The organism is Siccirubricoccus soli, assembly GCF_024178315.1.
GTDB lineage: Bacteria > Pseudomonadota > Alphaproteobacteria > Acetobacterales > Acetobacteraceae > Siccirubricoccus > Siccirubricoccus soli.
Genome location: NZ_JAMZIK010000050.1, coordinates 1 through 19,449 on the forward strand (window position 1 = coordinate 1; position 19,449 = coordinate 19,449).

General features: G+C 72.4%; 22 protein-coding genes. 9 read left to right on the plus strand and 13 right to left on the minus strand.

Going from position 1 to position 19,449, the window contains the following annotated elements; translation table 11 throughout:
• The coding region (locus NJ376_RS08410; RefSeq protein ID WP_370288095.1) for a YHS domain-containing protein at positions 1 to 888 on the minus strand (888 nt) is incomplete at its 3' end.
• Between the two features lie 305 nt (positions 889 to 1,193).
• Here NJ376_RS08410 and cueR point away from each other — a divergent pair.
• Together cueR and NJ376_RS08420 are read left to right on the plus strand one after the other, a co-directional pair.
• The gene (cueR, locus tag NJ376_RS08415) at positions 1,194 to 1,769 is read left to right on the plus strand and encodes a Cu(I)-responsive transcriptional regulator (protein WP_252952797.1); all 576 of its coding nucleotides are present in this window, start codon (positions 1,194 to 1,196) and stop codon (positions 1,767 to 1,769) included.
• Positions 1,770 to 1,912: 143 nt separating this feature from the next.
• Entirely contained in the window at positions 1,913 to 2,341 is a 429-nt protein-coding gene (locus NJ376_RS08420; protein WP_252952798.1) for a DUF411 domain-containing protein, read from the plus strand.
• Positions 2,342 to 2,386: 45 nt separating this feature from the next.
• Here NJ376_RS08420 and NJ376_RS08425 read toward each other — a convergent pair whose 3' ends face one another.
• Positions 2,387 to 2,791 carry a four-helix bundle copper-binding protein gene (locus tag NJ376_RS08425; protein ID WP_252952799.1) on the minus strand — a complete coding sequence of 135 codons (405 nt, stop codon included), beginning with the start codon at positions 2,789 to 2,791 and terminating at the stop codon, positions 2,387 to 2,389.
• A gap of 364 nt (positions 2,792 to 3,155) precedes the next feature.
• Here NJ376_RS08425 and NJ376_RS08430 point away from each other — a divergent pair, with 364 nt between their 5' ends.
• On the plus strand, positions 3,156 to 3,389 hold the full coding sequence (locus NJ376_RS08430) for a DUF2933 domain-containing protein (protein ID WP_252952800.1): 234 nt from the start codon (positions 3,156 to 3,158) through the stop codon (positions 3,387 to 3,389).
• Between the two features lie 961 nt (positions 3,390 to 4,350).
• Here NJ376_RS08430 and NJ376_RS08435 read toward each other — a convergent pair.
• The 4 genes from NJ376_RS08435 to NJ376_RS08450 all read right to left on the minus strand — a co-directional run bounded on the left by NJ376_RS08435 (position 4,351) and on the right by NJ376_RS08450 (position 6,828).
• Positions 4,351 to 5,250 carry a copper resistance D family protein gene (locus NJ376_RS08435; RefSeq protein ID WP_252952801.1) on the minus strand — a complete coding sequence of 300 codons (900 nt, stop codon included), beginning with the start codon at positions 5,248 to 5,250 and terminating at the stop codon, positions 4,351 to 4,353.
• Entirely contained in the window at positions 5,247 to 5,636 is a 390-nt protein-coding gene (locus NJ376_RS08440; protein ID WP_252952802.1) for a copper resistance CopC family protein, read from the minus strand. The genes NJ376_RS08435 and NJ376_RS08440 overlap by 4 nt, the downstream gene beginning before the upstream one ends.
• 49 nt (positions 5,637 to 5,685) lie before the next feature.
• The gene (locus tag NJ376_RS08445; protein ID WP_252952803.1) at positions 5,686 to 6,150 is read right to left on the minus strand and encodes a hypothetical protein; all 465 of its coding nucleotides are present in this window, start codon (positions 6,148 to 6,150) and stop codon (positions 5,686 to 5,688) included.
• Positions 6,151 to 6,498: 348 nt separating this feature from the next.
• Positions 6,499 to 6,828 carry a hypothetical protein gene (locus NJ376_RS08450; RefSeq protein ID WP_252952804.1) on the minus strand — a complete coding sequence of 110 codons (330 nt, stop codon included), beginning with the start codon at positions 6,826 to 6,828 and terminating at the stop codon, positions 6,499 to 6,501.
• A 378-nt stretch (positions 6,829 to 7,206) separates the two neighbouring features.
• On the opposite strand from NJ376_RS08450, the gene NJ376_RS08455 reads away from it, so the two are divergent.
• The gene (locus tag NJ376_RS08455; protein WP_252952805.1) at positions 7,207 to 7,374 is read left to right on the plus strand and encodes a hypothetical protein; all 168 of its coding nucleotides are present in this window, start codon (positions 7,207 to 7,209) and stop codon (positions 7,372 to 7,374) included.
• Positions 7,375 to 7,416: 42 nt separating this feature from the next.
• On the opposite strand, the gene NJ376_RS08460 is transcribed toward NJ376_RS08455, so the two are convergent.
• From NJ376_RS08460 to NJ376_RS08470, 3 genes are read right to left on the minus strand one after another with little or no spacing between them, the layout of a single operon-like run.
• Positions 7,417 to 8,310, minus strand: a complete 894-nt coding sequence (locus NJ376_RS08460; protein WP_252952806.1) for a copper resistance protein B — start codon at positions 8,308 to 8,310, stop codon at positions 7,417 to 7,419.
• A gap of 17 nt (positions 8,311 to 8,327) precedes the next feature.
• Positions 8,328 to 10,433, minus strand: a complete 2,106-nt coding sequence (locus NJ376_RS08465; protein ID WP_370288097.1) for a copper resistance system multicopper oxidase — start codon at positions 10,431 to 10,433, stop codon at positions 8,328 to 8,330.
• A complete protein-coding gene (locus NJ376_RS08470; protein ID WP_252952808.1) occupies positions 10,373 to 10,897 on the minus strand; it encodes a cupredoxin domain-containing protein in 525 nt (174 codons plus the stop codon). Before NJ376_RS08470 ends, NJ376_RS08465 begins: the two co-directional genes overlap by 61 nt.
• A gap of 318 nt (positions 10,898 to 11,215) precedes the next feature.
• Here NJ376_RS08470 and NJ376_RS08475 point away from each other — a divergent pair, with 318 nt between their 5' ends.
• Entirely contained in the window at positions 11,216 to 12,634 is a 1,419-nt protein-coding gene (locus NJ376_RS08475; RefSeq protein WP_252952809.1) for a calcium-binding protein, read from the plus strand.
• Between the two features lie 360 nt (positions 12,635 to 12,994).
• Here the strand turns inward: NJ376_RS08475 and NJ376_RS08480 are convergent, their stop codons facing one another.
• Positions 12,995 to 13,519 carry a four-helix bundle copper-binding protein gene (locus tag NJ376_RS08480; RefSeq protein WP_252952810.1) on the minus strand — a complete coding sequence of 175 codons (525 nt, stop codon included), beginning with the start codon at positions 13,517 to 13,519 and terminating at the stop codon, positions 12,995 to 12,997.
• A 283-nt stretch (positions 13,520 to 13,802) separates the two neighbouring features.
• Between NJ376_RS08480 and NJ376_RS08485 the strand changes: the two genes are divergently transcribed.
• From NJ376_RS08485 to NJ376_RS08500, 4 genes are all read left to right on the plus strand, one after another.
• Positions 13,803 to 14,006, plus strand: a complete 204-nt coding sequence (locus NJ376_RS08485) for a heavy-metal-associated domain-containing protein (protein WP_252952811.1) — start codon at positions 13,803 to 13,805, stop codon at positions 14,004 to 14,006.
• Positions 14,007 to 14,037: 31 nt separating this feature from the next.
• Positions 14,038 to 14,829 carry a response regulator transcription factor gene (locus NJ376_RS08490; protein WP_252952812.1) on the plus strand — a complete coding sequence of 264 codons (792 nt, stop codon included), beginning with the start codon at positions 14,038 to 14,040 and terminating at the stop codon, positions 14,827 to 14,829.
• A complete protein-coding gene (locus NJ376_RS08495; RefSeq protein ID WP_252952813.1) occupies positions 14,826 to 16,235 on the plus strand; it encodes an ATP-binding protein in 1,410 nt (469 codons plus the stop codon). Before NJ376_RS08490 ends, NJ376_RS08495 begins: the two co-directional genes overlap by 4 nt.
• Positions 16,236 to 16,388: 153 nt before the next feature.
• On the plus strand, positions 16,389 to 16,733 hold the full coding sequence (locus NJ376_RS08500; protein ID WP_252952814.1) for a hypothetical protein: 345 nt from the start codon (positions 16,389 to 16,391) through the stop codon (positions 16,731 to 16,733).
• Between the two features lie 42 nt (positions 16,734 to 16,775).
• Here NJ376_RS08500 and NJ376_RS08505 read toward each other — a convergent pair whose 3' ends face one another.
• From NJ376_RS08505 to NJ376_RS08515, 3 genes are all read right to left on the minus strand, one after another.
• Positions 16,776 to 17,609 carry a cytochrome c3 family protein gene (locus NJ376_RS08505; protein ID WP_252952815.1) on the minus strand — a complete coding sequence of 278 codons (834 nt, stop codon included), beginning with the start codon at positions 17,607 to 17,609 and terminating at the stop codon, positions 16,776 to 16,778.
• Entirely contained in the window at positions 17,606 to 18,274 is a 669-nt protein-coding gene (locus NJ376_RS08510) for a hypothetical protein (RefSeq protein WP_252952816.1), read from the minus strand. The genes NJ376_RS08505 and NJ376_RS08510 overlap by 4 nt, the downstream gene beginning before the upstream one ends.
• A gap of 1 nt (position 18,275) precedes the next feature.
• A partial coding sequence (locus tag NJ376_RS08515) for a 2Fe-2S iron-sulfur cluster-binding protein (RefSeq protein ID WP_252952817.1) occupies positions 18,276 to 19,449 on the minus strand: 1,174 nt, incomplete at its 5' end.

A 19,449-nucleotide genomic window follows, 5' to 3' on the forward strand; every position in this document is an offset into this window, starting at 1 on the left:
GGCGCCGCCGCCCTCCAGCACCACGCCGTCCACCGGCACGCCATCGCCGGGGCGCACCCGCAGCCGGTCGCCGACCTGGACCTCGGCCAGCGGGATCTCCTCGTCCTCGCCGTTCCCCTTGATGCGCCTCGCCGTCTTGGGCGCCATGTTCAGCAGGGCGCGGATGGCGCCACCGGTCCGCTCGCGGGCGCGCAGCTCCAGCACCTGGCCGAGCAGGACCAGCACGGTGATGACCGCGGCCGCCTCGAAGTAGACGGCGACTGTGCCGTCCGGGCCGCGGAAGCCCTCGGGGAAGACGGCGGGCGCGAGGGTGGCGACCACGCTGTAGAGGTAGGCGGCGCCGGTCCCGAGCGCGATCAGGCTGAACATGTTGAGGCTGCGGTTCACGACCGACTGCCAGCCGCGCACGAAGAACGGCCACCCGGCCCAGAGCACCACCGGCGTCCCGAGGAGGAATTGGATCCACACGGAGACCCTGGGCGGCACCAGGTGGTGGAGGTCGAGGCCGGGGAGGTGCGCGCCCATCTCCAGGACGAAGATGGGGATGGTCAGGGCCAGCCCGATCCAGAACCGCCGGGTCATGTCGGCGAGTTCCTCGTTGGGGGCGGCCTCGGCGGTGACCTCCAGCGGCTCCAGCGCCATGCCGCAGATCGGGCAGTTGCCCGGCCCCTGCTGGCGGATCTCCGGGTGCATCGGGCAGGTGTAGATGGCGGCCTTCTGCGCCGCCGTCGGCGCGGCCGCCGTCTCGGGCTTCAGGTACTTGTCCGGGTCAGCCTCGAACTTCGTCCGGCATCCGGCCGAGCAGAAGTGGAACGTGGTCCCGCCGTGCTCGAGGCGGTGCTTCGAGGTGGCCGGGTCCACCTTCATCCCGCAAACCGGATCGGTCACCAGGGCGGTGTCGGACGCCGCCGCGTCCCCGTGGCCGTGCTGGTGGCCGCCTCCGGGTCCGTGCCGGTGCCCGGCGTGGTGCTCGTTTCCGTGCTTGCTGTGATGGCCGCTCAAGGGTGCTGCCTCCGGTTCGGCCCGCAACGCCGCGGGCCCGTGTTGGTGTCACGACGCGGGCACAGTCCGGCTTCCCACGGTGGGAGGGTCAACAACCAAAACGACCCTTTTTGGGGCTTGACCTTCCCACGGTGGGAAATCCCACCTGTTGGAGAGCCGCCGGGCTTCGGTGGCCGGAATCGGAGGCCAGCATGAACATTGGGGAAGCGAGCCGCGCGTCGGGCGTCTCCGCGAAGATGCTCCGGTACTACGAGGAGATCGGCCTCATCCCCAAGGCGGGCCGGACGGGGGCGGGCTACCGAGTCTACTCGGCCGCCGACGTGCACACGCTGCGCTTCATCCGGCGGGCGCGGGACCTCGGCCTGCCTATCGAACGCATCAAGCTCCTCGTCGGCCTCTGGCACGACCGCCAGCGCCCGAGCCGGGAGGTCAAGCGGATCGCGGAACAGCACGTCGCCGAGCTGGACGCGAAGATCGCCGAGCTGACCGCGATGAGAAACTCCCTCCAGGAACTGGCCGACGCCTGTCACGGCGACCATCGGCCGGAGTGCCCGATCCTCGAGGCCTTCGAGGGCGGCGGCCATGGCGGGCACGGCGCTGCCCCCGCCGGGCAGGGTGCCGCTGGTGCCATGCCCGATGGGCATGCCGGTCATGGCGCGGGTCATGCCGAGCACGGCGGCGTGGCCACGTCGCAGGCCGAGCCGTCCCGCCTCACCCAGCCCGCGCCTGCGGCGCGCGGCCGGTCTGGGCACGCGCACCACCACTGAGCGTTGGCCCAGGCGTCGAACCCCGGCGGTGGTCCTGGCCGTCGCCGGGCCACCACGAACGAGGAAGGCGGGAACACACGAGGACTGGCGACGGCATCCTGTCCAAGGCCGCTGGCAGGCGGGGCGCGCTCCGCCTCGCGCTGGTGGCCACGGTTCCGTTGCTGGGCTTGGCTCGCGCGGCGCAGGCGGCCCCGACGGCGCGGCTGGAGTCTGGACTGGAGATCTGGCAAGATCCGAGCTGCGGCTGCTGCGAGGGCTGGGTCCGGCACATGCGGGCCACGGGCTTCGAGGTCACGGCCCACAAGGTCGCGGACGTGCGGCCGATCAAGGCCGCGAACGGCGTCCCCGAGGCGCTGTGGTCCTGCCACACGGCGGTCGTGGACGGCCAGGTCGCCGAGGGGCACGTCCCCGCGGCCGACGTGCGCCGCCTGCTCGCCGAGCGGCCGCGCGCGAAAGGGCGGTCCGCCCCCGGCATGCCGCCCTCCCCGCCCGGCATGGACATCCCCCGCACGCCCTACGAGGTCGTCGCGTTCGGGGCGCCCGGCGGCGCCCGGGTCTGGGCGCGGCACTGAGCGGCCGCCCGGCCTCCGCACGCCCCGCGGCTCCCGAAAGCGGGTTCAGGCGGACATGCTGCGCAGCGCCTCAGCGCAGGCCCGCTCGCAGCGGTGGCAGGACTCGGCACAGATCCGGCAGTGCCCATGTTGGCTGGCGTGGCGCTCGCACTCCTCGGCGCAGAGCCGACAGGCCGTCTCGCAGGCCCTCAGCATCTGCCGGATCACCTCCTCGTTGGAGCCGGTCCGCCGCGTGGCGACGGATCCGGTGGCTCCGCAGACGTCCGCGCAGTCCAGGTTCAGGCGGATGCACTGAGTGAGCTGCTGGACCACCTGCTCACCGAGGCAAGCGTCGGCACAGGACGTGCAGGTCTGAGCGCAGGAGTAGCACTCCTCCAGGCAGCGAATAAGCGCGTCGTTGGTGCTGCCCTGCACGTGGGGATGCGAGGCGATCATCGGTTGCGCTTGCATGCGGTCGTCTCCTTGTCCGGGGGTGACGAGGCCCCTGCCGCGGCCGGGCCGCGCGCATGCCCCGTCGCGGCGACGAACACGACCCTCACAGGGGAGTTCTTTCCGCCCGACGTCCCGGACCGGACGCTCGGGGACGCGGCACCGCCGCGCCAATCCCCAGGGGGACCGAAGCCGCTGATTCGATTGGTGGACGGCCGTCGCCGGAGCGTCGACGGCATCAGGCCGCAGCAATGAAATGACACTTACGGGCGCGCATCGGAGGCGTGTCTACCCGACCTGGCCCTGCATCGGCTCGCCGGGACTTGACCCGGGTCAATGTGGCCCACGCCCGCGAGGCCCATCGCGAGAGCATTGGAGGCCTGGGATGCACAAGCAAACGCGAGCACCGTGGTGGCGGACCGGGGGCGGCATCGCCCTGATCGGCTTCGGCCTCGTCGCCGTGTTCTACGTCCTGCGGGAGCACTACGAGCACGCGCGCGGTGCCCTGCGCTACGCGCTTCTGCTCGCGTGCCCTCTGATGCATCTGTTCATGCGCCGCGGCCATGGCGGCACCACGGGCGCAACGAGGTGCCACGGAGCGTCCCCGCAGGCAGGCTGACCGAGGATGACCGCGGGCGCGTCGCCATCGCTCCCCCGTTGCCGCGCCGGTTCTCCTTCGCGCGCAGGCTGAGTGGCTGGACTGCGGCGTCGCACGGTTCAGGCCGCCCGCTGCGCGACCGCGGCACCTCGCCGCACTGCTGCACCTCGACGGTGACGTGGTCGATTCCGAGCCCCGCCAGCTCGTGTCGGATTACATAGTGTTGCTGGCTTCCACAGCGGTTGTTCGCGGCTTCCACCATGCCGACCTTTCCTGTGCGATGGACCGCTTACGCGGCGGCACGCGGACGGCGCGGGCGGTAACGTCGGCTGCTCCAAGGCAGCAGGACCGGAGGCGTGGCCCGATGCCGACGTGCCAGGTGGTCCCGCTTGCACTCGCCGGTGTGGCTCCAGCCGCTCCCGGCGGGCCAGGTGTTGCGCGGCTCGGCGGCGTCAGGCTCCTCGCCGTCCCAATCACGCGAGGAAGGGAATCCGATGCCTAGGCACCTCATCGTCGTCGCCACCGCTTCGGCGCTCGCGGCCTGCTCCGCGGCAACTCCGAACATGGCGAGCCATGGCACCGCGCCGGGCCAGATCTTCGGCCGAGCCCCTGCGCACATGGAGAACTCGCCAGGCGGTGGGCCCGAAGTCCATCATCCGCTGCCGACCCCCGGCACGGGCATCGCAGCGAGTGGCGTCTGGGCGGGCGGAGCTGGCGAGGGCGGGCCAGAGATCACCCACCAGGGGGGCGGCCAAGGTAACTTTGGCTCCCCTGCCGGAGGCGCGATCACCGGCGGCATGGGCGAGGGCGGACCCGAAGTGCGGCATGGACATTTGGCGGGCGGGACGCTGGCCCGCTGAATCCGAAAGCACGGATGTCGCTGGCATGGCGGCGCGTCTCCCGTGAGGGAGGGGAGCGGCCTGAGCCCCGGGGGTGCTTCCGCTTCGGCTGGGGGCGCTGCCCTGGGGGCGCTGCCGGTAACTCAGTGCATGCCCTGCATGCCCTCGGACGAGGTGGAGACCATCTCGGCGGCCGCGTAGAGCACGAGGAGGGCCACGACCGCCTCGACCTCCACCGAGCGGGCCAGCCTTGCCCCGGCCCCGGGGGCGCAGGCCGCCAGCGCCGGGGGCAGGCGGAAGCGGGGCCAGGCGGCGAAGGCCAGCATCACTGCCACCAGGGACACCTTGACGAGGAGCGCCAATCCGTACCAGGAGCCGAAGAGCTGTCTCACCCCGCCCAGGCTCCACCACGCGAGCAGCAGACCGGCGGTCACTAGCACCGGCACAGCCAATGCGGCGACGCGGGCCCAGTCCTCGACGAGTTGGGCCGCGCCCGGGCCTGGGCGGCGCGCCGCCCAGGCCAGCGGCGGCAGGCTGCCGATCCAGAAGGCGGCCACCAGGAGGTGGACCAGGAGCAGGCTCGCGAGCAGCGGCCGCGGGGTGAGCGAGGTGGTGTGCCCCAGGAACGCGTAGCTGGCGCAGGCCAGGACGCCCCCGGCCGCTGCCGCAGCCGTCCAGCACAGGCCCTGGGCAAGCGAGGCGATGAGCAGCAGCAGCAGGCCGATCGCGCCAAGGCCGTAGGACGTACCAGCGCGGGATGCGAGCACCACACCCCACGCCTCGGCGTCGAGGAAGGATTCCCCGCCCGTGAGTTCGGCCACCTGCGCCGTCAGGACGCCGACCCCGGCGGCCAGGCCCAGCAGGGCGGCGCCCGCCGTCCAACGGCGCAGCCGCGCGCTGTCCACCTCCCCGCGGGCTCCGAACAGCAGCGCAAAGAAGGCCAGGCCCGCGCCGCCGAGGCTGCCCGTGTAGTAGGCGGCGCGCAGTACCACCGCGACGCCGTCCCAGCCGACGTCGCCGGTTCGAAGTAGCGAGAGGATCACCGGGCCGCGGGCTCGACCCGGAAGCGCACGGTGCCGCCGCCGACGTGGCCGTCGGGCGAGGCGCCGCGCCACTCGATGCGGTAGGCGCCTGGCGCCAGCCTGTCCTGCACCGCCGCGCGCACCTCCTGCACCGCGGTGCCGCGCTCGCCCTCGCGGGCTAGCTTCTTCTCGCGCCCGGCCTCGTCCAGCAGCCGCAGGGTCATCACCCGCACCGGCGCCTGGAACATCAGGACGACCGCGGGCGGGGTGCCCCGGACCACCGCGCCGTCGGCGGGCTCAGAGTGGTGGAGGTCGGAGTGCGCCAGCGCGGGGCCTGCGGCGGCGAGGCCCAGGGCGACGGCAGACGCGGCGACGAGGGCGCGCCTCCGGGGACGGAAACCAGTCATGTCGAACCTCGGGTTTGTGTCTGCGGGCCGCCGCGCCGGACGGCGCGGCTCAAGTTACGCAATGGGGTCGATCCGGCGCGCCGGGCAAGGCGCGGAGGCCCGTCCGGGGTGTACCAGCAATACTTCGAAATGTTGGCCCTGACGTCGCACCGGCACAGGCGGTGACGCGGCGCCGCAGCCTGGCGGCCTCCGCCTCCGGGCCGAGCAGCGTCGGGACGGTGCGCAGCACGACGCGGGCGGTCTCCGGTCCCGCCTGGCTCACCTCGATCTCGAAGCGGGGCCTGCGCCGCAGGGGAACCAGCCGTCCGGGCATCCCGAGAGCCGTGATGCGGGTGCCCTGCCCTTCGGGAACCACGTCCAGCCGGAAGGGGTCATCCGCATAGGCGTCGGCCAGGCAGGATGCGAGGCGCGCCGCGTTGCCCTCGGTCTCGACCACCGCGGCGGGTGGGCGGTCGCGCAGGTCGGGCGCCCCCGCGCAGGCGCCCAGGAGGGGCGGCAGCAGGAGCGCGGCCACGGTGCGAACGCGACGAACTGACCCGTGGAACATCAATGCCCGTGGAACATCAATGGACGTGCGGCCGGTCCCCCTCGGTGTGGTGGTCGTGCCCCGACGCGGTGGCAGGTGCTGCGGTGGTGGTCTGGGGGCTCCTTTCCAGGCCCTGGCCGGTGGCGTGGGCGGGCACCATGGCCCGCTCCATGCCGCCCGTGGTTCCTGCGCAGGCCGTCAGCAGACCGGCCGTCGCAGCGACGAGAAGTGTTGTCCGCTTCCGCATGTGTCCTCCATCGGTGGAAGTGGGCGCGCGATTCGAACGCGGCGCCCACGGCGAAGTCCTTGGCACGCGCCTCGTCTTCCGGGGCTATCCTACCTGCGGGGTGCCGTCCCGCCTTCGTGGCCATGCCGCACCTCCGGTCCGCTGCCAGGGTTGCCGGTGATCGTGCCGCCGGACGGGCTGCCGAGGTTGACGCCGCCCATGCGGCTGTGATCCATCTCGGCGTTGCCAGTGCCGCCCTGAGGCGTCAGCGTGGGAGCCGGTCCGCCCTGGCGCTGGCCCTGGCCGCCCATGCGGCTGTGGTCCATCCCATAGTCCCCGCCGCCCTGCGGCGTCAGCGTGGGCTGCGCGAGGCCGGGCTGCGCGCCGAACAGGATGGCGATGTTGGCCGCCACGACGAGTCCAGCAAACTTCCTACGCATTGGAAAATCTCCACTTTGGCTGCGCGCTTCAAGCAGGTGCGCCGCTCCGATACGAATGGACGCGCGCGGGCGCCGGAGCAACGGCGCACCGCCTTCTGGCAACGCTTTGTAAAGCTCGCGCGGGCGCGCGGATCGGATGCTCAGCAGGACCGGGCGGCCGCCGGATTTCGAAGTGTGTTCCGCTCGCCGTCGGGCTCTCGCGCGCCGTCTGCGCCGCTCATCTTCGACGCTGTCCAAGGGGTGCACTGTCGTGGTGCCGACGCGCAACGCCTTGGGGACTCGAATGATCCGCCTCGGTTTCCTCGCCGCTGCCATGCTGCTGTCGCTGCCAGCCGCCGCGCAGCAGATGCAGGGCATGGACCGCTCGCGCATGCGGGGATGAACCACTCCCAGATGCGGCGCATGGACCATTCCCGCATGCCGAGAATGGACCAGTCGCAGATGCAGGGCGGCGCGCCGCAGGGCCAGCAGCCCAGCAAGCAGGGCGGCCGACAGCAGCGTTCGCAGCCCCAGCAGCAGCGTGGTGGCCAGCAGCAGCGCAACTGAGCGGCGCAGGCGCGCCGGGTTCGACCCGGCGCGCCGCCGCCTTCAGAAGAAGATGCGGATGCCCGCCACCACCGTCGACTGCGAGGGCTTCTGGCCCAGGCGCCGGTTCAGCCCGCTCGCGCCGCCGTTGAAGCTCTCGAAGGAGTAGCCGATGTAGGGCGCGAACTCGCGGGTGATCTCGTAGCGCAGCCGCAACCCGACCTCTGTCCGATAGATGCCGGGTGCGATCAGCGCGTCGCGGTCCCAGCCGGTCGAGAAGTTCAGCTCCGCCTCGGGTTGCAGGACGAGCCGGTTGGTGATGAACAGGTCGTAGGAGGCGGCGGCGCGGGCGAGGAACACGCCGTCGCCGCCGACGAATCCTTGCAGCTGCACCTCGAAGTAGCCGGGCGCCAGCCCCTGCAGGCCGAAGGCGCCGTAGGTGCGCGCGGGCGTCCCCTCGTGCGGGTCGATGCGGAAGTCGTGCCGCACGCCCGCCTGGATGTCCCAGTAGTAGCCGAGCAGGCGCGAGTAGAGCACCTGGACCTCGGCCCGCTCCAGGCCGCCGCGCTCGCGGCTGGTCTCCCCGCGCGTGTTGACCCAGAGGCGGTGGTAGTCGGTGCCGTAGTAGCCGGAGCCCTCCCACGCGTAGATCGGGCTGCCGCGGCCGTTGCTGCGGACCTCGTTCTGGTCGAACAGCACGGCGCCGAAGTAGAGCGGCGGGTGCCTGGCGTCGATGCCATACGTCTCGGGCGGCGGGTGGCGGGCCTGGTTCTCGTCGCCTTGCGCAGACGGCGTCGCCGCAGCCCCTGCACCCTGGACGGGGGAGGGGTTCTCCGCCGTCGGCGCGGGCGCGGCATGGGCGCCGTGGCCGCCGCCCGCCTGCGCCCAGGCCGCGGAGGAGGAGAGGGCGGCGGCCAGCAGGCCAGCCGCCACGGTCTTCGGCATCTCGAAGGTCATGCTGCGCTCCCGCGGCATCAGTGGTTGTGCCCGGCGGGCATGACGGCCTGCCGAGGCTGCTGCGCGGATGCGACGGGCGCGCCGTCGCGCGCGACGCGGAAGATCCGCATCATCCCGGACTCCATGTGGTAGAGCAGGTGGCAATGGAACGCCCAGTCGCCCTCGGCGTCCACGATGACGTCGACGTCGAGCGTCGTGGCGGGCTTGATGTTCACCACGTGCTTGCGCGGGTTGAAGGCACCGTTGCCGAGGTCCGGCACCATCCACATGCCGTGCAGGTGCATCGGGTGGTTCATCATGGTCTCGTTGATGAAGCGGATGCGCAGGCGCTCGCCGAGCCGGGCGACGATCGGCTGGGCGCGCCAGAACTCGTTGCCGTTCATCGACCAGATGTAGCGCTCCATGTTCCCGGTCAGGCGCACCTCGATGATGCGGTCGTATGGCCGCGACTCCGGGTCGGGGCGCAGCTGGCGGAGGTCGCGGTAGGAGAGCACGCGGGCGCCGGGCGGCGCGCCGGTGTCGTGCACCACCGGGTCGGACATGGCCATGCCTCCGTGCCCGGCGTGGGCCTGCATCCCGCCCGCCGTGGTCGTGGCCGGGGTGCCGGGGCCGTGCGCGCCAGCCTGCGCCGGGGCGCCGTGGCCCATCGCCGCGTGATCCATCGAGCCGTGACCCATTGCCGCGTGGTTCATCGAACCATGGCCCATGGCCGCGTGGTCCATGGCCTGCCCGGCCGGAGCGGCCGCCTGGCCTTGCATCTGGCCGTGGTCCATCCCGGCCATGGAGCCGTGGTCCATGCCGCCCATCGGCGCCACGTGACCGGGCTGGTCCCGCTCCGGCAGCGGGGTGCCGCGGTCGAGGCCCGTCGGCCCCGGATTCATCATCATGTCCGCCATGGTCAGGACCGGTCGCGGGCGGTGCGGTGGCAGGGGTTCGACCGGGGCGTCCATGCGGGTCGCCAGCCGGGTCCTCGCCCAGCCGGTGCGGTCCATGGGTTCCGCCAGGATCTGGTACTGCCGGTCCTCGCGCGGCTCGACGATGACGTCGTAGGTCTCGGCGACCGCGACGCGGAGCTCGTCCACGACGACCGGCTGGATGTTGTTCCCGTCCGCCTGCACCACCGTCATCTTCAGGCCGGGGATGCGGACGTCGAAGTAGGTCATGGCCCCCGAGTTGATCAGCCGCAGCCGCACCCGCTCGCCCGGCCGGAACAGCAGGGTCCCGGGCGCCTCCGGCCGGAAGCCGTTGACAAGGTAGCGGAAGGTCGCCCCGGTGACGTCGGCGATGTCGGTGGGGTCCATGCGCATGTTGCCCCAGTCGACGCGGTCGCGGATGATCGCCCGCCGCGCCTCGCCGTCGGGCGCGCGGTTCAGGTCGCGGATCAGGTCGACCAGCGTGCGCCGGTTCCAGTTGTAGTAGCCGGGGTCGCGCTTGAGGTTCTGGAGCACCCGCAGCGGCCGCTCGTCCGTCCACTCGGAGAGCTGGACCACGTGCTCGCGGTCGTAGCGGAAGGGTTCGGCCTCGCGCTTGTCGATGACGATGGGCGCGTAGAGGCCACGCTGCTCGTGGTCGAGGTTGTGGGCGTGGTACCAGTAGGTGCCGGACTGCACGACCGGGAAGCGGTATTCGAAGGTCTCGCCGGGGCCGATGCCGTGCATGAAGCCCGGGCTGAAGCCGGGCGCGCCGTCCATCGCCGCGGGGAGGATGAGCCCGTGCCAGTGGATGCTGCTCGACCTGTCCAGCCGGTTCGTCACCCGGATCACCGCCTCCTCGCCCTCGCGCAGGCGGATCAGCGGGCCGGGGAACTGGCCGTTGACCGTGACCGCCGGGCGGTCAGTGCCGTTCATGTTGACCGTGCGCTCCTCAAGCGTCAGGTCGACGCGCTGCGCCAGCGCGGGTGCGACGGACAGCGTGGCGGCCAGCGCCAGCGCGATCCCTGCGACGAGTCTCATATTCTCCTCCGTTCCGACATTGCACGACCGAGGCCAGACCGCGGAGCGGCGGTCTGCTCGACGGTCAGGTGCCTGGGCATCATCCGCCTCCGTCTGGGCGGAAGATGCCCTTAGCGCGCGAAGCTGATCCGCCCGACCATGCCTGATTCGGAATGGCCGGGCACGTTGCACGCGAATTCGAGCGTTCCGCCGCGCGGGAAACGCCAGATGATCTCGCCGCTCTTGCCAGGCTCGAGCAGGACGGAATTCGGGTCGTCGTGCGCCATCTCGCTGTGGCTGCCGTGCACTGCGTTGCGGTTCATGCCGGTGGCCGTCAGCATCCCGTGCTCCATCATCTGCTGCATCTCCCGCCGGTGCGCCTCGTGCATGGCAGGCGTGCCAATGTTGAACTCATGCACCACCTCGCCGCGGTTGCCGACGACGAAGCGGACCGTCTCACCGGCCCGCACCTGGATGCTGGCGGGCTCGAAGGCATTGTCCCGCATCACCACCTCAACCGTGCGTCGCGCCTCCTGCCGACGCCCTGGCGCACCTGCCTCGGCGGGTGCGGACCCTGCGGACGCGGCGCCAGTCTCGAGGACCGCGACGAGCAGGGCGGCAACCAACAGACCGAGGGCGAACGGACGTTGATCCATGGGTTGATCTCCTGGGCTGCCCGAGGCTGCCACCAATACGCCGGAAGCTGCCTTGCGCGCCCGTCGTCCGCAACGCGCGGAGCCCGCCGGGACACACTTCGTAATCTTCGTAGCGCTCCCAGGAATCCCGGCGCGCGGCCGCGGCAGTCGCCAAGTACCGGTCCGGGAGCGGCACGCTGACATACTTTGTCACGACGGGCAGCCAAACCGCTTTAGGCCCATCGTGTTCACCGCCGATCGCGCGCCCGGTCCTGCCTGGCATTCCCGCGCGCGACCCCCAGCAACCATCCGGAGGCGCACGGCGTGTCGGAAGAAACCATGGATCACGAGGACGGCGGCGGCGGGCCGAGCGAGCGCGAGCAGTTCTCCGTTGCCTTCGCGGGCATGCCGGACCACCAGCTGGCGGTGGGCGGGCCACTATCCGACAGCTTTGGCGGCACCGACGCCGCCGACCACTACTGGGGCCTCGACGCTGGGGACCGGCTGGGCGGCGGCCCCGAGGGCGACGTCCTGACGGGCGGCAAGGGGCCGGACCTGCTCTCGGGCGGCGAGGGCATGGACCACCTGCACGGGGAAGAGGGCGACGACACCCTCTACGGCGCGGCGGACGCGGATGCCCTGATGGGTGGGCCGGGCAACGACTACCTGGACGAGGGCCCCGGCCACAGCAGCATGGACGGGGAGGAAGGCAACGACATTCTGGTGGGCGGCACCGGGCCGGACGCCTTCGTCGTGCGCCCCGGCTCCGGCGACGACGTCGTGCGGGACTTTACGGCAGGACCGGGCGTTGGCGACCACATCGCCCTGCAGGACATCCGCTGGGAGGACCTCTCGGTCGATGACACCGAAGCCGGGGTGAAGATCAGCTGGGAGGGCGGCTCGGTCCTGCTCGAGGGTATGCGGAAGTCCGAGCTGTCGCAGGACGATTTCATGTTCTTCAACCGACCCGACTTGCCGCCGGGCACCCGCGCGCCAGAGGGGCCGACCGAGGAGCGCCCGAGCCCAAGCGAGGACGGCCCGGGGATCTCGGGCGTCCTGCCCCCGGCGGACGACAGCCTGGTCCCCGGTCCCGGTGAGGAGGCCCGCACGCTCGCCTTCGACAGGTATGCGGCCATCATCGGCACCGACGACGGCGAGCGGCTGCGCGGCAGCGACGACTGGGACCAGATCTTCGGCCGCGACGGCGACGACCTTCTGGTGGGCAAGGGCGGTGACGACGTCCTTGATGGCGCCGAGGGCAACGATCGGCTGCGGGGCGGCGATGGGCCGGACCAGTTGGAGGGCGGCCCGGGCGACGACACCCTGCACGGCGGCGCCGAGAACGACGAGCTGATGGGCGGCGACGGCAATGACTTGCTCGCCGAAGGTCCCGGCCACGGCATGCTGGAGGGCGGCCGCGGCGACGACACCTTCGTGGGTGGCGCGGGCTCGGACGCCTTCATGGTCTCTTCCGACAGCGGCAACGATGTGGTGCTCGACTTCCGGGCGACCGGCCTGGCGCAGGGCCTCTTCGACCACATCGCGTTCATGGACATCGAGGCGGCTGACGTCGCGGTCGAGGACACCGGCCAAGGCGCGCGGGTCGCCTGGGACGTAGACCACGACGGCACCGATGACGGCTCGATCCTGCTCGTTGGGGTGGCCAGGGACGACCTGCGGCAGAGCGACTTCATGTTCGACACGCCGCAATTCGTCGCGGGCATCAACGACTACGGGTCCTGGTACATCTTCGGCTAGCGCCCGTGCGCGGTGCTCCCGGGGGAGTTGTCATCCGAAAGGAAGGAGATCGGAATTCCATGAACGGATGCCTCATCAAATGGGCCGCTCTCGGCGCCGTCGCCGGAGTGCTCAACGCCTGCGCCCCGGCGCCCCAGCCGCGGGCAGGCAATGCGCCGACCCTGACCCAGCCCGGCGGCGGCTACGAGATGGACCATCGGCGCATGGGTGGAAGCCAGGGTACCAGCACGGGTGCCCCAACTCTGACGCAGCCGGGCGGCGGCTACGAGATGGACCACAGCCGCATGGGCGGAAGCCGGGGCGCGGGCGGAGGAACCCCGTCCGTCAGTCCGAGCGGCGGGGGCACCGGAAATGCCGAGTTCACGCATCCCGGCGCCACGGGAACGGGCCACGCCCACTGACACGAGCACGGCCGCCGTGTTGCGCGTCGGGCGCGGCGGCCGCTTCGCCCTCTGCATGGATTTGGCGCCGGACCGGAAGGGGACCGCGCCCGAGCGCGTCGGTGCGGACCGCGCCTCGCCCGACACCCGGGTTGGCGTCGGGCGCCGCGGCCTCAGGCTGCCATTCCCCGGCAGATCTCGGCGCAACTGCGGCACGCCTGCACGCAATCGTCCGTCCGCCGACCTGCTCGCAGCTCCGGGCGCACTCCTCGCAGATCTCCGCGCACTCCCGGCAGGTGTGTTTGTGGTGGACGGTGCCGATCAGCATCATGTTGGCCGAGGTCTGGCAGATCTCGGCGCATGCCAGCATGAGCCGGAAGTGCCCGGGCTCGACGTGCTTCCCGCCCTGCTCCACGCAGTGGGTCGTGGCTGTGCCAAGGCAGGTGCTGTGGCACCGCAGGCACTCCTCGATGCAGGCCCGCATCTCTGGGGACATCTGGTGCATGCTCGTCTCCGTGCTGAGGGGCGCCCCGCTGGCGGACGGATGAGGCGGCGCCCTGGCCTCCGCGTCCCGCATCCGGTGCCGTCCCCGACAGCCGGAGGTTCGTCCGGCTTCGGCCGAGGCGGCGAGAGCTCGTCGAACCGCGGCTGAACCCTGACCGGACCCGGGGGTTTGCCGCCCATTTGCGACAAAACATGTCAGGACCGCCCCGGCACCGGCTCCGCGCTTGACCTTCCCACGGCGGCAAACCCCATCACTGGGGCCGTCCCAGGAGGCGAAGGTCGGTATGGTTGTTTTCAGTGTCCCGAACATGAGGTGCGGCGGGTGCGCCCGCGCGGTGACGGCCGCCCTGCGCGGCGTGGAGCCGGGGGCTGAGGTCCGGGTGGATCTGGAGCGCCGGGAGGTTTCCGTGGCCGGTGGGGTGGACGCGGAGGGCCTGGCCCGCGCGCTGCGCGAGGCGGGCTTCCCGGGCGAGAGGCTCGGCGCCTGATGCGCGGCTCGGCCACCTGCTCCGGCCGCGGATGACGCGCGTCCCCAAGGACCCGTCGTCCGCCGAGCCACCGGGGCGACGCGGCCTGGATCCGGAGGCGCACGTCCTCGTCGTCGAGGACGACACGCCGACGCGCCACCTCATCGCCAGGCTGCTGCGCGAGAATGGCTTCCGCGCCACCGGCGTCCGCGACGGCCGGGAGATGTGGGAGACCTTGAGGAATGCTGAGGTCGACCTGGTCCTGCTCGACGTCATGCTGCCGGGCGAGTCCGGCCTCGAGCTGCTGCGCGGGCTGCACGCGGAGCGGGGGACGCTCCCGGTGGTCATGGTGACCGCCAAGGGGACGGAGGCGGACCGCGTGCTCGGCCTCGACCTCGGGGCGGACGACTACCTGGCCAAGCCGTTCGGGAGGCGGGAGTTGCTGGCGCGCGTCCGCGCGGTGCTGCGCCGCGCCCGCCCGGCGACTGCGGCCTCAGAAGAAGTGGCAGTCCACGCCACCGTCCACCGGCTGCGCTTCGACGGCTGGACCGTGGACTTGGCGCGGCGCGAGCTGCTGGCGCCCGAGGGCGCGGTCGTTGACCTCTCCGGCGCCGGGTACGCCCTCCTGCTGGCGTTCCTCGAGCACCCGCGCCGGGTGCTGGCGCGGGACCAGATCCTGGAGCTGTCCCGGGGCCGTCTCGCGGACCCGAACGACCGCAGCGTGGACGTGCTGGTCAGCAGGCTGCGCCGCAAGCTCGAGGGCAAGGAGGGCGGGACGGCGATGATCAAGACGGTCCGGGGCGCGGGCTACATGTTCCTGCCTGCGGTGGAGCGCGTGGCTTGAGGCGCGCGCTCGCGTGGCTGTCGCCAGCGACCTTGGCGGGCCGCACCGTCCTCGCCCTGCTCGGCGGGCTGCTGGTGTTCCACTTCGGGAGCGTCTGGCTGCTCGAGCGCGGCGTGCGTGACGCCCTGGAAGAGGCGCGCGAGATCCACGTGGCGGACCATGCGGCCATGGCGGCCCGTGCCATCGGCGGCCTTCCCAAGGAGCTGCGCGAGGACGCGGCGCGCGCCCTTTCCACGCCCGCCTTCGAGGCCGTCTGGGGTCACTCCGGCCCCGCGGAGCCCATGGACGAGGCGGCCCTGGCGCCGCTCCGCGTCCGGCTCCAGCGGCGCGCGCCCGAGCTGGCGGGCCTCCACCTCCGGCTTGGCCTCGCCCCGGCGAACGACGGCCCGAGGCGCATCCAGGGCGCCATGCGCCTCGCGGACGCCAGCTGGGTCTCCTTCGCCGCCGAGGCGCCGGACCTCGCGCCGGTCCCGACGCATGCGTCGCTCGCCTCGCTCAGCGCGATGGCGCTCGGCATCGTGCTCGCCTCCATCCTCGTGGTCCGCTGGATCACAACCCCCCTGCGGCGGCTGGCCAAGGCGGCGGAGGCATTCGGCAAGGGCGCAGCGGCGCCGGTGCCGCTGCCGGAGGACGGGCCGCGCGAGGTGCGGGACGCCGCGCGCACCTTCAACGCCATGCAGGCGAGGATTCACCGCCTGGTCGCCGACCGCACCCAGGCGCTGGCGGCCGTCAGCCACGACCTGCGCACCCCGATCCAGCGCCTGCGCCTGCGCGCGGGCTTCCTCGACGACACCGAGGCCCAGCAGGCCATCGACGCCGACCTCGACGAGATGGAGGGGATGGTGGAGGCGACCCTCGCCTACCTGCGCGGCGAGACCGAGAGCGAGGAGCCGCGGCAGGCCGACCTCGCGGCCATCCTGAGCACGCTCTGCGACGACGCCACCGACCGCGGCGCCTCCGCCACCTATGCCGGGCCGGACCGGCTCCCGATTCTGCTGCGGCCGCTGGCGGTCAAACGCGCCCTTGGCAACCTCGTCGACAACGCGCTGAAGCACGGCGGCGGGGCGCGCGTCACCCTCGAGGAGGCGCCGGGGGCCGTCACCGTTCGAGTCGAGGACGACGGCCCCGGGATACCGGAGGCGGCGCTGGAAGCGGTGTTCGAGCCCTTCCACCGCCTCGACGCGTCCCGCAACCGGGGCACCGGCGGCACGGGGCTGGGCCTCGCCATCGTCCGGCAGGTGGTGACCGCGCACGGCGGCACGGTGACCGTGGCCAACCGCCGCGAAGGCGGGTTGGTGGCGGCCGTGCGGCTGCCTCGCCAGCACACGAGCAAGCTCGATGACGCGACCAACGCCCGCGGCACCCCTCCCCGGTCGGTCCTGCCCCCGGCCGCGGGTTCAGCCTAGCCGCTCGCCGGAGTGGCGGCCCTGCCCCTGCCTGCCCCCGATGCGGAACGGCCTGTAAGGCGTCCGGCCCTCCCGCGTCATCTCGGGAGCCGCACTCGCGGTGCCGGACCCGGCGCCGACCGGACGCGGCAGAATGAAGGAGAGAAGGCCACCATGGCTCTGAAGATTGCACGGCTCGCCGCCATCGGCGCACTGGCCACGACGCTTGCCTTTGGCCCGGCGCTGGCGCAGCCGACCTTGTCCCCGCAAGGCGGGAGCGGCAACGCCGAGATGGACCACAGCCGGATGGGCGGCCAGGGCCAGCGCCAGGGGGGACAGGCTCCCACGCTGACACCGCAGGGCGGGAGCGGCAACGCCGACATGGACCACAGCCGGATGGGGGGCGGCAACATGGGCGGCCCCTCGGGCGGCAGGATCACCGGAAACCCCGGCGGCGGCCCCGACGTGGAGCACGGCCCCGCCCGGACCCCCGCGCCAGCTCCCGCGCAACGGCGGTAGCCGAACGGGCGTCGCGCTCGCCGACCTCGGCGGGCGCGGCCCTCAATGGTGCTCGTGCCAGCCGACGCCCCGGATGTCGTTCCAGGCGTCGGTCTGGTGGCACAGGAAGCACTGCTCCACCCGCGCGTGCTCCTGCCCCGTGATGGTCCGGTCCATCATCTCGAAGTGCATCATGTAGTGGCTTGGCGGCGCCTGGTGGCACTGGACGCAGTCCCGCGAGCGCGGCGACGGATGCCGGAAGCCGCCCACGGTCCAGGCCGCGATGGTGTGGCAGCCCTGGCAGTCCCGCCCGAAGAGCGTCCGGTGGGGGTCGCGGTTCGCGTGGCAACCCGCGCAGTCGAGCCGATTGGCCTCCCCTGCGGGAAGCGGGCGCGGCGCCAGGATGGAGCCACCCAGATCCGCGCCACTGCCGCCGAGCAGTGCCCGCAGCCGCGCCAGGCTGTGCCCGAATCCCCGCCCTCCTGGCTGCGCGCCGCCGGACGACGTCTCCGCCGCCCGGGCGTGGCCCGCCGCGACCAGCACCGCGTGGTCCATGTTGACGGGCCGACGGCTGCGGCCCTGGTGCTCGACGTGGCAGCCGCCGCACTCGCCGATGCTGGCGTGGAACGCCGTCGAGGGCTTCGTCACCAGCTCGGGCGCCGCGGTGGCGTGGCAGGTCAGGCAGGACGCCGCCTCCACCCCGCGGGTCGGCACGTGGCAGGACTCGCACTCCGCGCCAAGGAAATCATGCGCGGCGGAGAGCGGCCCGGGGCTCGCCGTGGCGGTCCAGAGTGGGACTCTCTCCGACCCGGCACGGTGCACCGCCACGGGCACCGCGACAGCCAGCGCGAGGCCGACCGCCGCCAGCGCCGCGTAGAGCAGGGTGGTGGGCCTCACCGCAGCCACCTCAGGCCGTAGTAAATGCCGCTCCAGACGTGCAGGGCGAGCAGCGGGTAGAGCGCGATCGCCGCCGCCACGTGCAGCACGGTCCACCTCGACAGCGCCCGCTTGAGCGCCTCGCGTCGGCCGATCGCGTGCTCCAGGTCGGCGATGCCCGCCACCAGGGCGCGCACGGAGATGTCGGGCAGCCCCGATACGGCGACCGAACCGGCGCTGCCCTCCGCCGCGAGCCGGTCGTAGCGGGCCCGGAGCGCCCCGAGTTCCAGCCGCTGGTCGCGGACGTCGCTTCCGAGCTGCACCAGATAGTAGCGGCCGACGAAGCCGCTCAGCACGACGGCCAGCATGACCGTGACCAGCGCGATGCCGAGCGGGCTCCGGTAGTGGTGCCCGGTGTGGAGGATCCCGAGCGCCGCGCCGACCGCGCCCGCGTAGACGTGGAAGGAGAGCATCGCGCCCAGCGCGGCGCGTCGCCTCAGCCAGGGGAGGCGCTTCGCCAGCGAGTAGGCGAGCAGCAGGAGCATGCCCAGCGCACCGGCAATGCCGAGCAGGCTCCCGGCCAGGCTGCCTGGAAAGCGCGGCGCGGCGTGGAGCAGGAAGCCGGGCGCGAACAGCGCCACCATGGTGACCAGCAGGCTGACGGCGAGCTGCTCGCGGGCGCTCACCTCACGCCTCCACCTCGAGGCTGCCGACTGACTTCGCCTGGCAGGCCAGGATGATGCCGCGCGCCTTATCCTCGGGCGGCAGCCCCTCCTCGACCTCCATCGTCACCGCGCCCTTGAGGAGCGGCACCTTGCAGGCGCCGCAGATGCCGACGCGGCAGGAGTAGTCGATCTCCACTCCGATGGCCTCGCCCGCCTCCAGGACGGTCTGGTCCGGCGCGAGTGCCCCGGTCTTGCCCGACTTGGTGAACTGGACCTCGGCCGTGGCGACCCGCGGGATGGCGGCTTCGGCCGACGCGGCAGCGGGCGCAGGCACCGGCGTGGGCGTCGGCAACGGCGCTGGGGTTCCCGGGGCTACGCCCCGCGCTGGACCGAACGCCTCCGTTTTGATCTGCTCCTTCGGCACCCCGAGTTCGGCGAGTGCCGCCCTAACCGCCTCCATCATCGGCGGCGGCCCGCACAGGTGGACCCGGCGCTTGGCGATCTCGGGGACGGAGCGTGCGATGAACTCCTTCGAGATGGGCCCCGTGGCGCCCATCCAGGCGGTCCCCTCGGCGCGCGACATCGTCGCCGCCACGTGCAGGTTCGCGTGCCGCTTCTGGAGGTATTCGAGCTCCTCGCGGAAGACGAACTCCTCGGGGCTGCGCGCCGCGTAGAGGAAGAAGATCTCGCAGGGGTAGGAGCGGTCTGTGAGGTACCGGGCGACGCTCATCATGGGCGTGATGCCGACCCCGCCCGCGATCAGGACGATGCTGGCCTCCTCGCCCATGAAGGTGAAGACGCCCAGGGGCGCCGACACCTCGAGCGGATCGCCGACTGCCGCCTTGTCGTGCAGGTGCCGCGAGATGAGCCCCTGCTCCTCGCGCTTGACCGTGACCTCGACGTAGCTCCGCTGGGCCGGTGAGGAGGCGATGGTGTAGGAGCGCCTGGCCGTCCTGCCGTCGAGTTCCGCCGAGAAGGTCAGGAACTGGCCCGGCATGAAGGTGAAGGGAATGTCCCCGCCCCCGGGGTCCACCAGCCTGAACGTCTTGACCGTGGGCGTCTCGCGGAAGATGGCTGCGACACCCAGCGCGCCCGACCACGGCCGCCGCGCGGCGGCCGTGGCCGCGGCGGGCGACGGCGCGGCGCTGGCAGCCGGGGTCGGGACCGGGGCGGTGCCCGCCACGGGCGCCGGGAGG

Coding starts and splice junctions, on each gene's coding strand:
- NJ376_RS08440 (WP_252952802.1), bottom strand. CDS start 5,636: ATGACTGGTTTCCGTCCCCGGAGGCGCGCCCTCGTCGCCGCGTCTGCC.
- NJ376_RS08475 (WP_252952809.1), top strand. CDS start 11,216: ATGGATCACGAGGACGGCGGCGGCGGGCCGAGCGAGCGCGAGCAGTTC.
- NJ376_RS08455 (WP_252952805.1), top strand. CDS start 7,207: ATGAACCACTCCCAGATGCGGCGCATGGACCATTCCCGCATGCCGAGA.
- NJ376_RS08485 (WP_252952811.1), top strand. CDS start 13,803: ATGGTTGTTTTCAGTGTCCCGAACATGAGGTGCGGCGGGTGCGCCCGC.
- NJ376_RS08460 (WP_252952806.1), bottom strand. CDS start 8,310: ATGACCTTCGAGATGCCGAAGACCGTGGCGGCTGGCCTGCTGGCCGCC.
- NJ376_RS08425 (WP_252952799.1), bottom strand. CDS start 2,791: ATGCAAGCGCAACCGATGATCGCCTCGCATCCCCACGTGCAGGGCAGC.
- cueR (WP_252952797.1), top strand. CDS start 1,194: ATGAACATTGGGGAAGCGAGCCGCGCGTCGGGCGTCTCCGCGAAGATG.
- NJ376_RS08450 (WP_252952804.1), bottom strand. CDS start 6,828: ATGCGTAGGAAGTTTGCTGGACTCGTCGTGGCGGCCAACATCGCCATC.
- NJ376_RS08470 (WP_252952808.1), bottom strand. CDS start 10,897: ATGGATCAACGTCCGTTCGCCCTCGGTCTGTTGGTTGCCGCCCTGCTC.
- NJ376_RS08430 (WP_252952800.1), top strand. CDS start 3,156: ATGCACAAGCAAACGCGAGCACCGTGGTGGCGGACCGGGGGCGGCATC.
- NJ376_RS08490 (WP_252952812.1), top strand. CDS start 14,038: ATGACGCGCGTCCCCAAGGACCCGTCGTCCGCCGAGCCACCGGGGCGA.
- NJ376_RS08480 (WP_252952810.1), bottom strand. CDS start 13,519: ATGCACCAGATGTCCCCAGAGATGCGGGCCTGCATCGAGGAGTGCCTG.
- NJ376_RS08500 (WP_252952814.1), top strand. CDS start 16,389: ATGGCTCTGAAGATTGCACGGCTCGCCGCCATCGGCGCACTGGCCACG.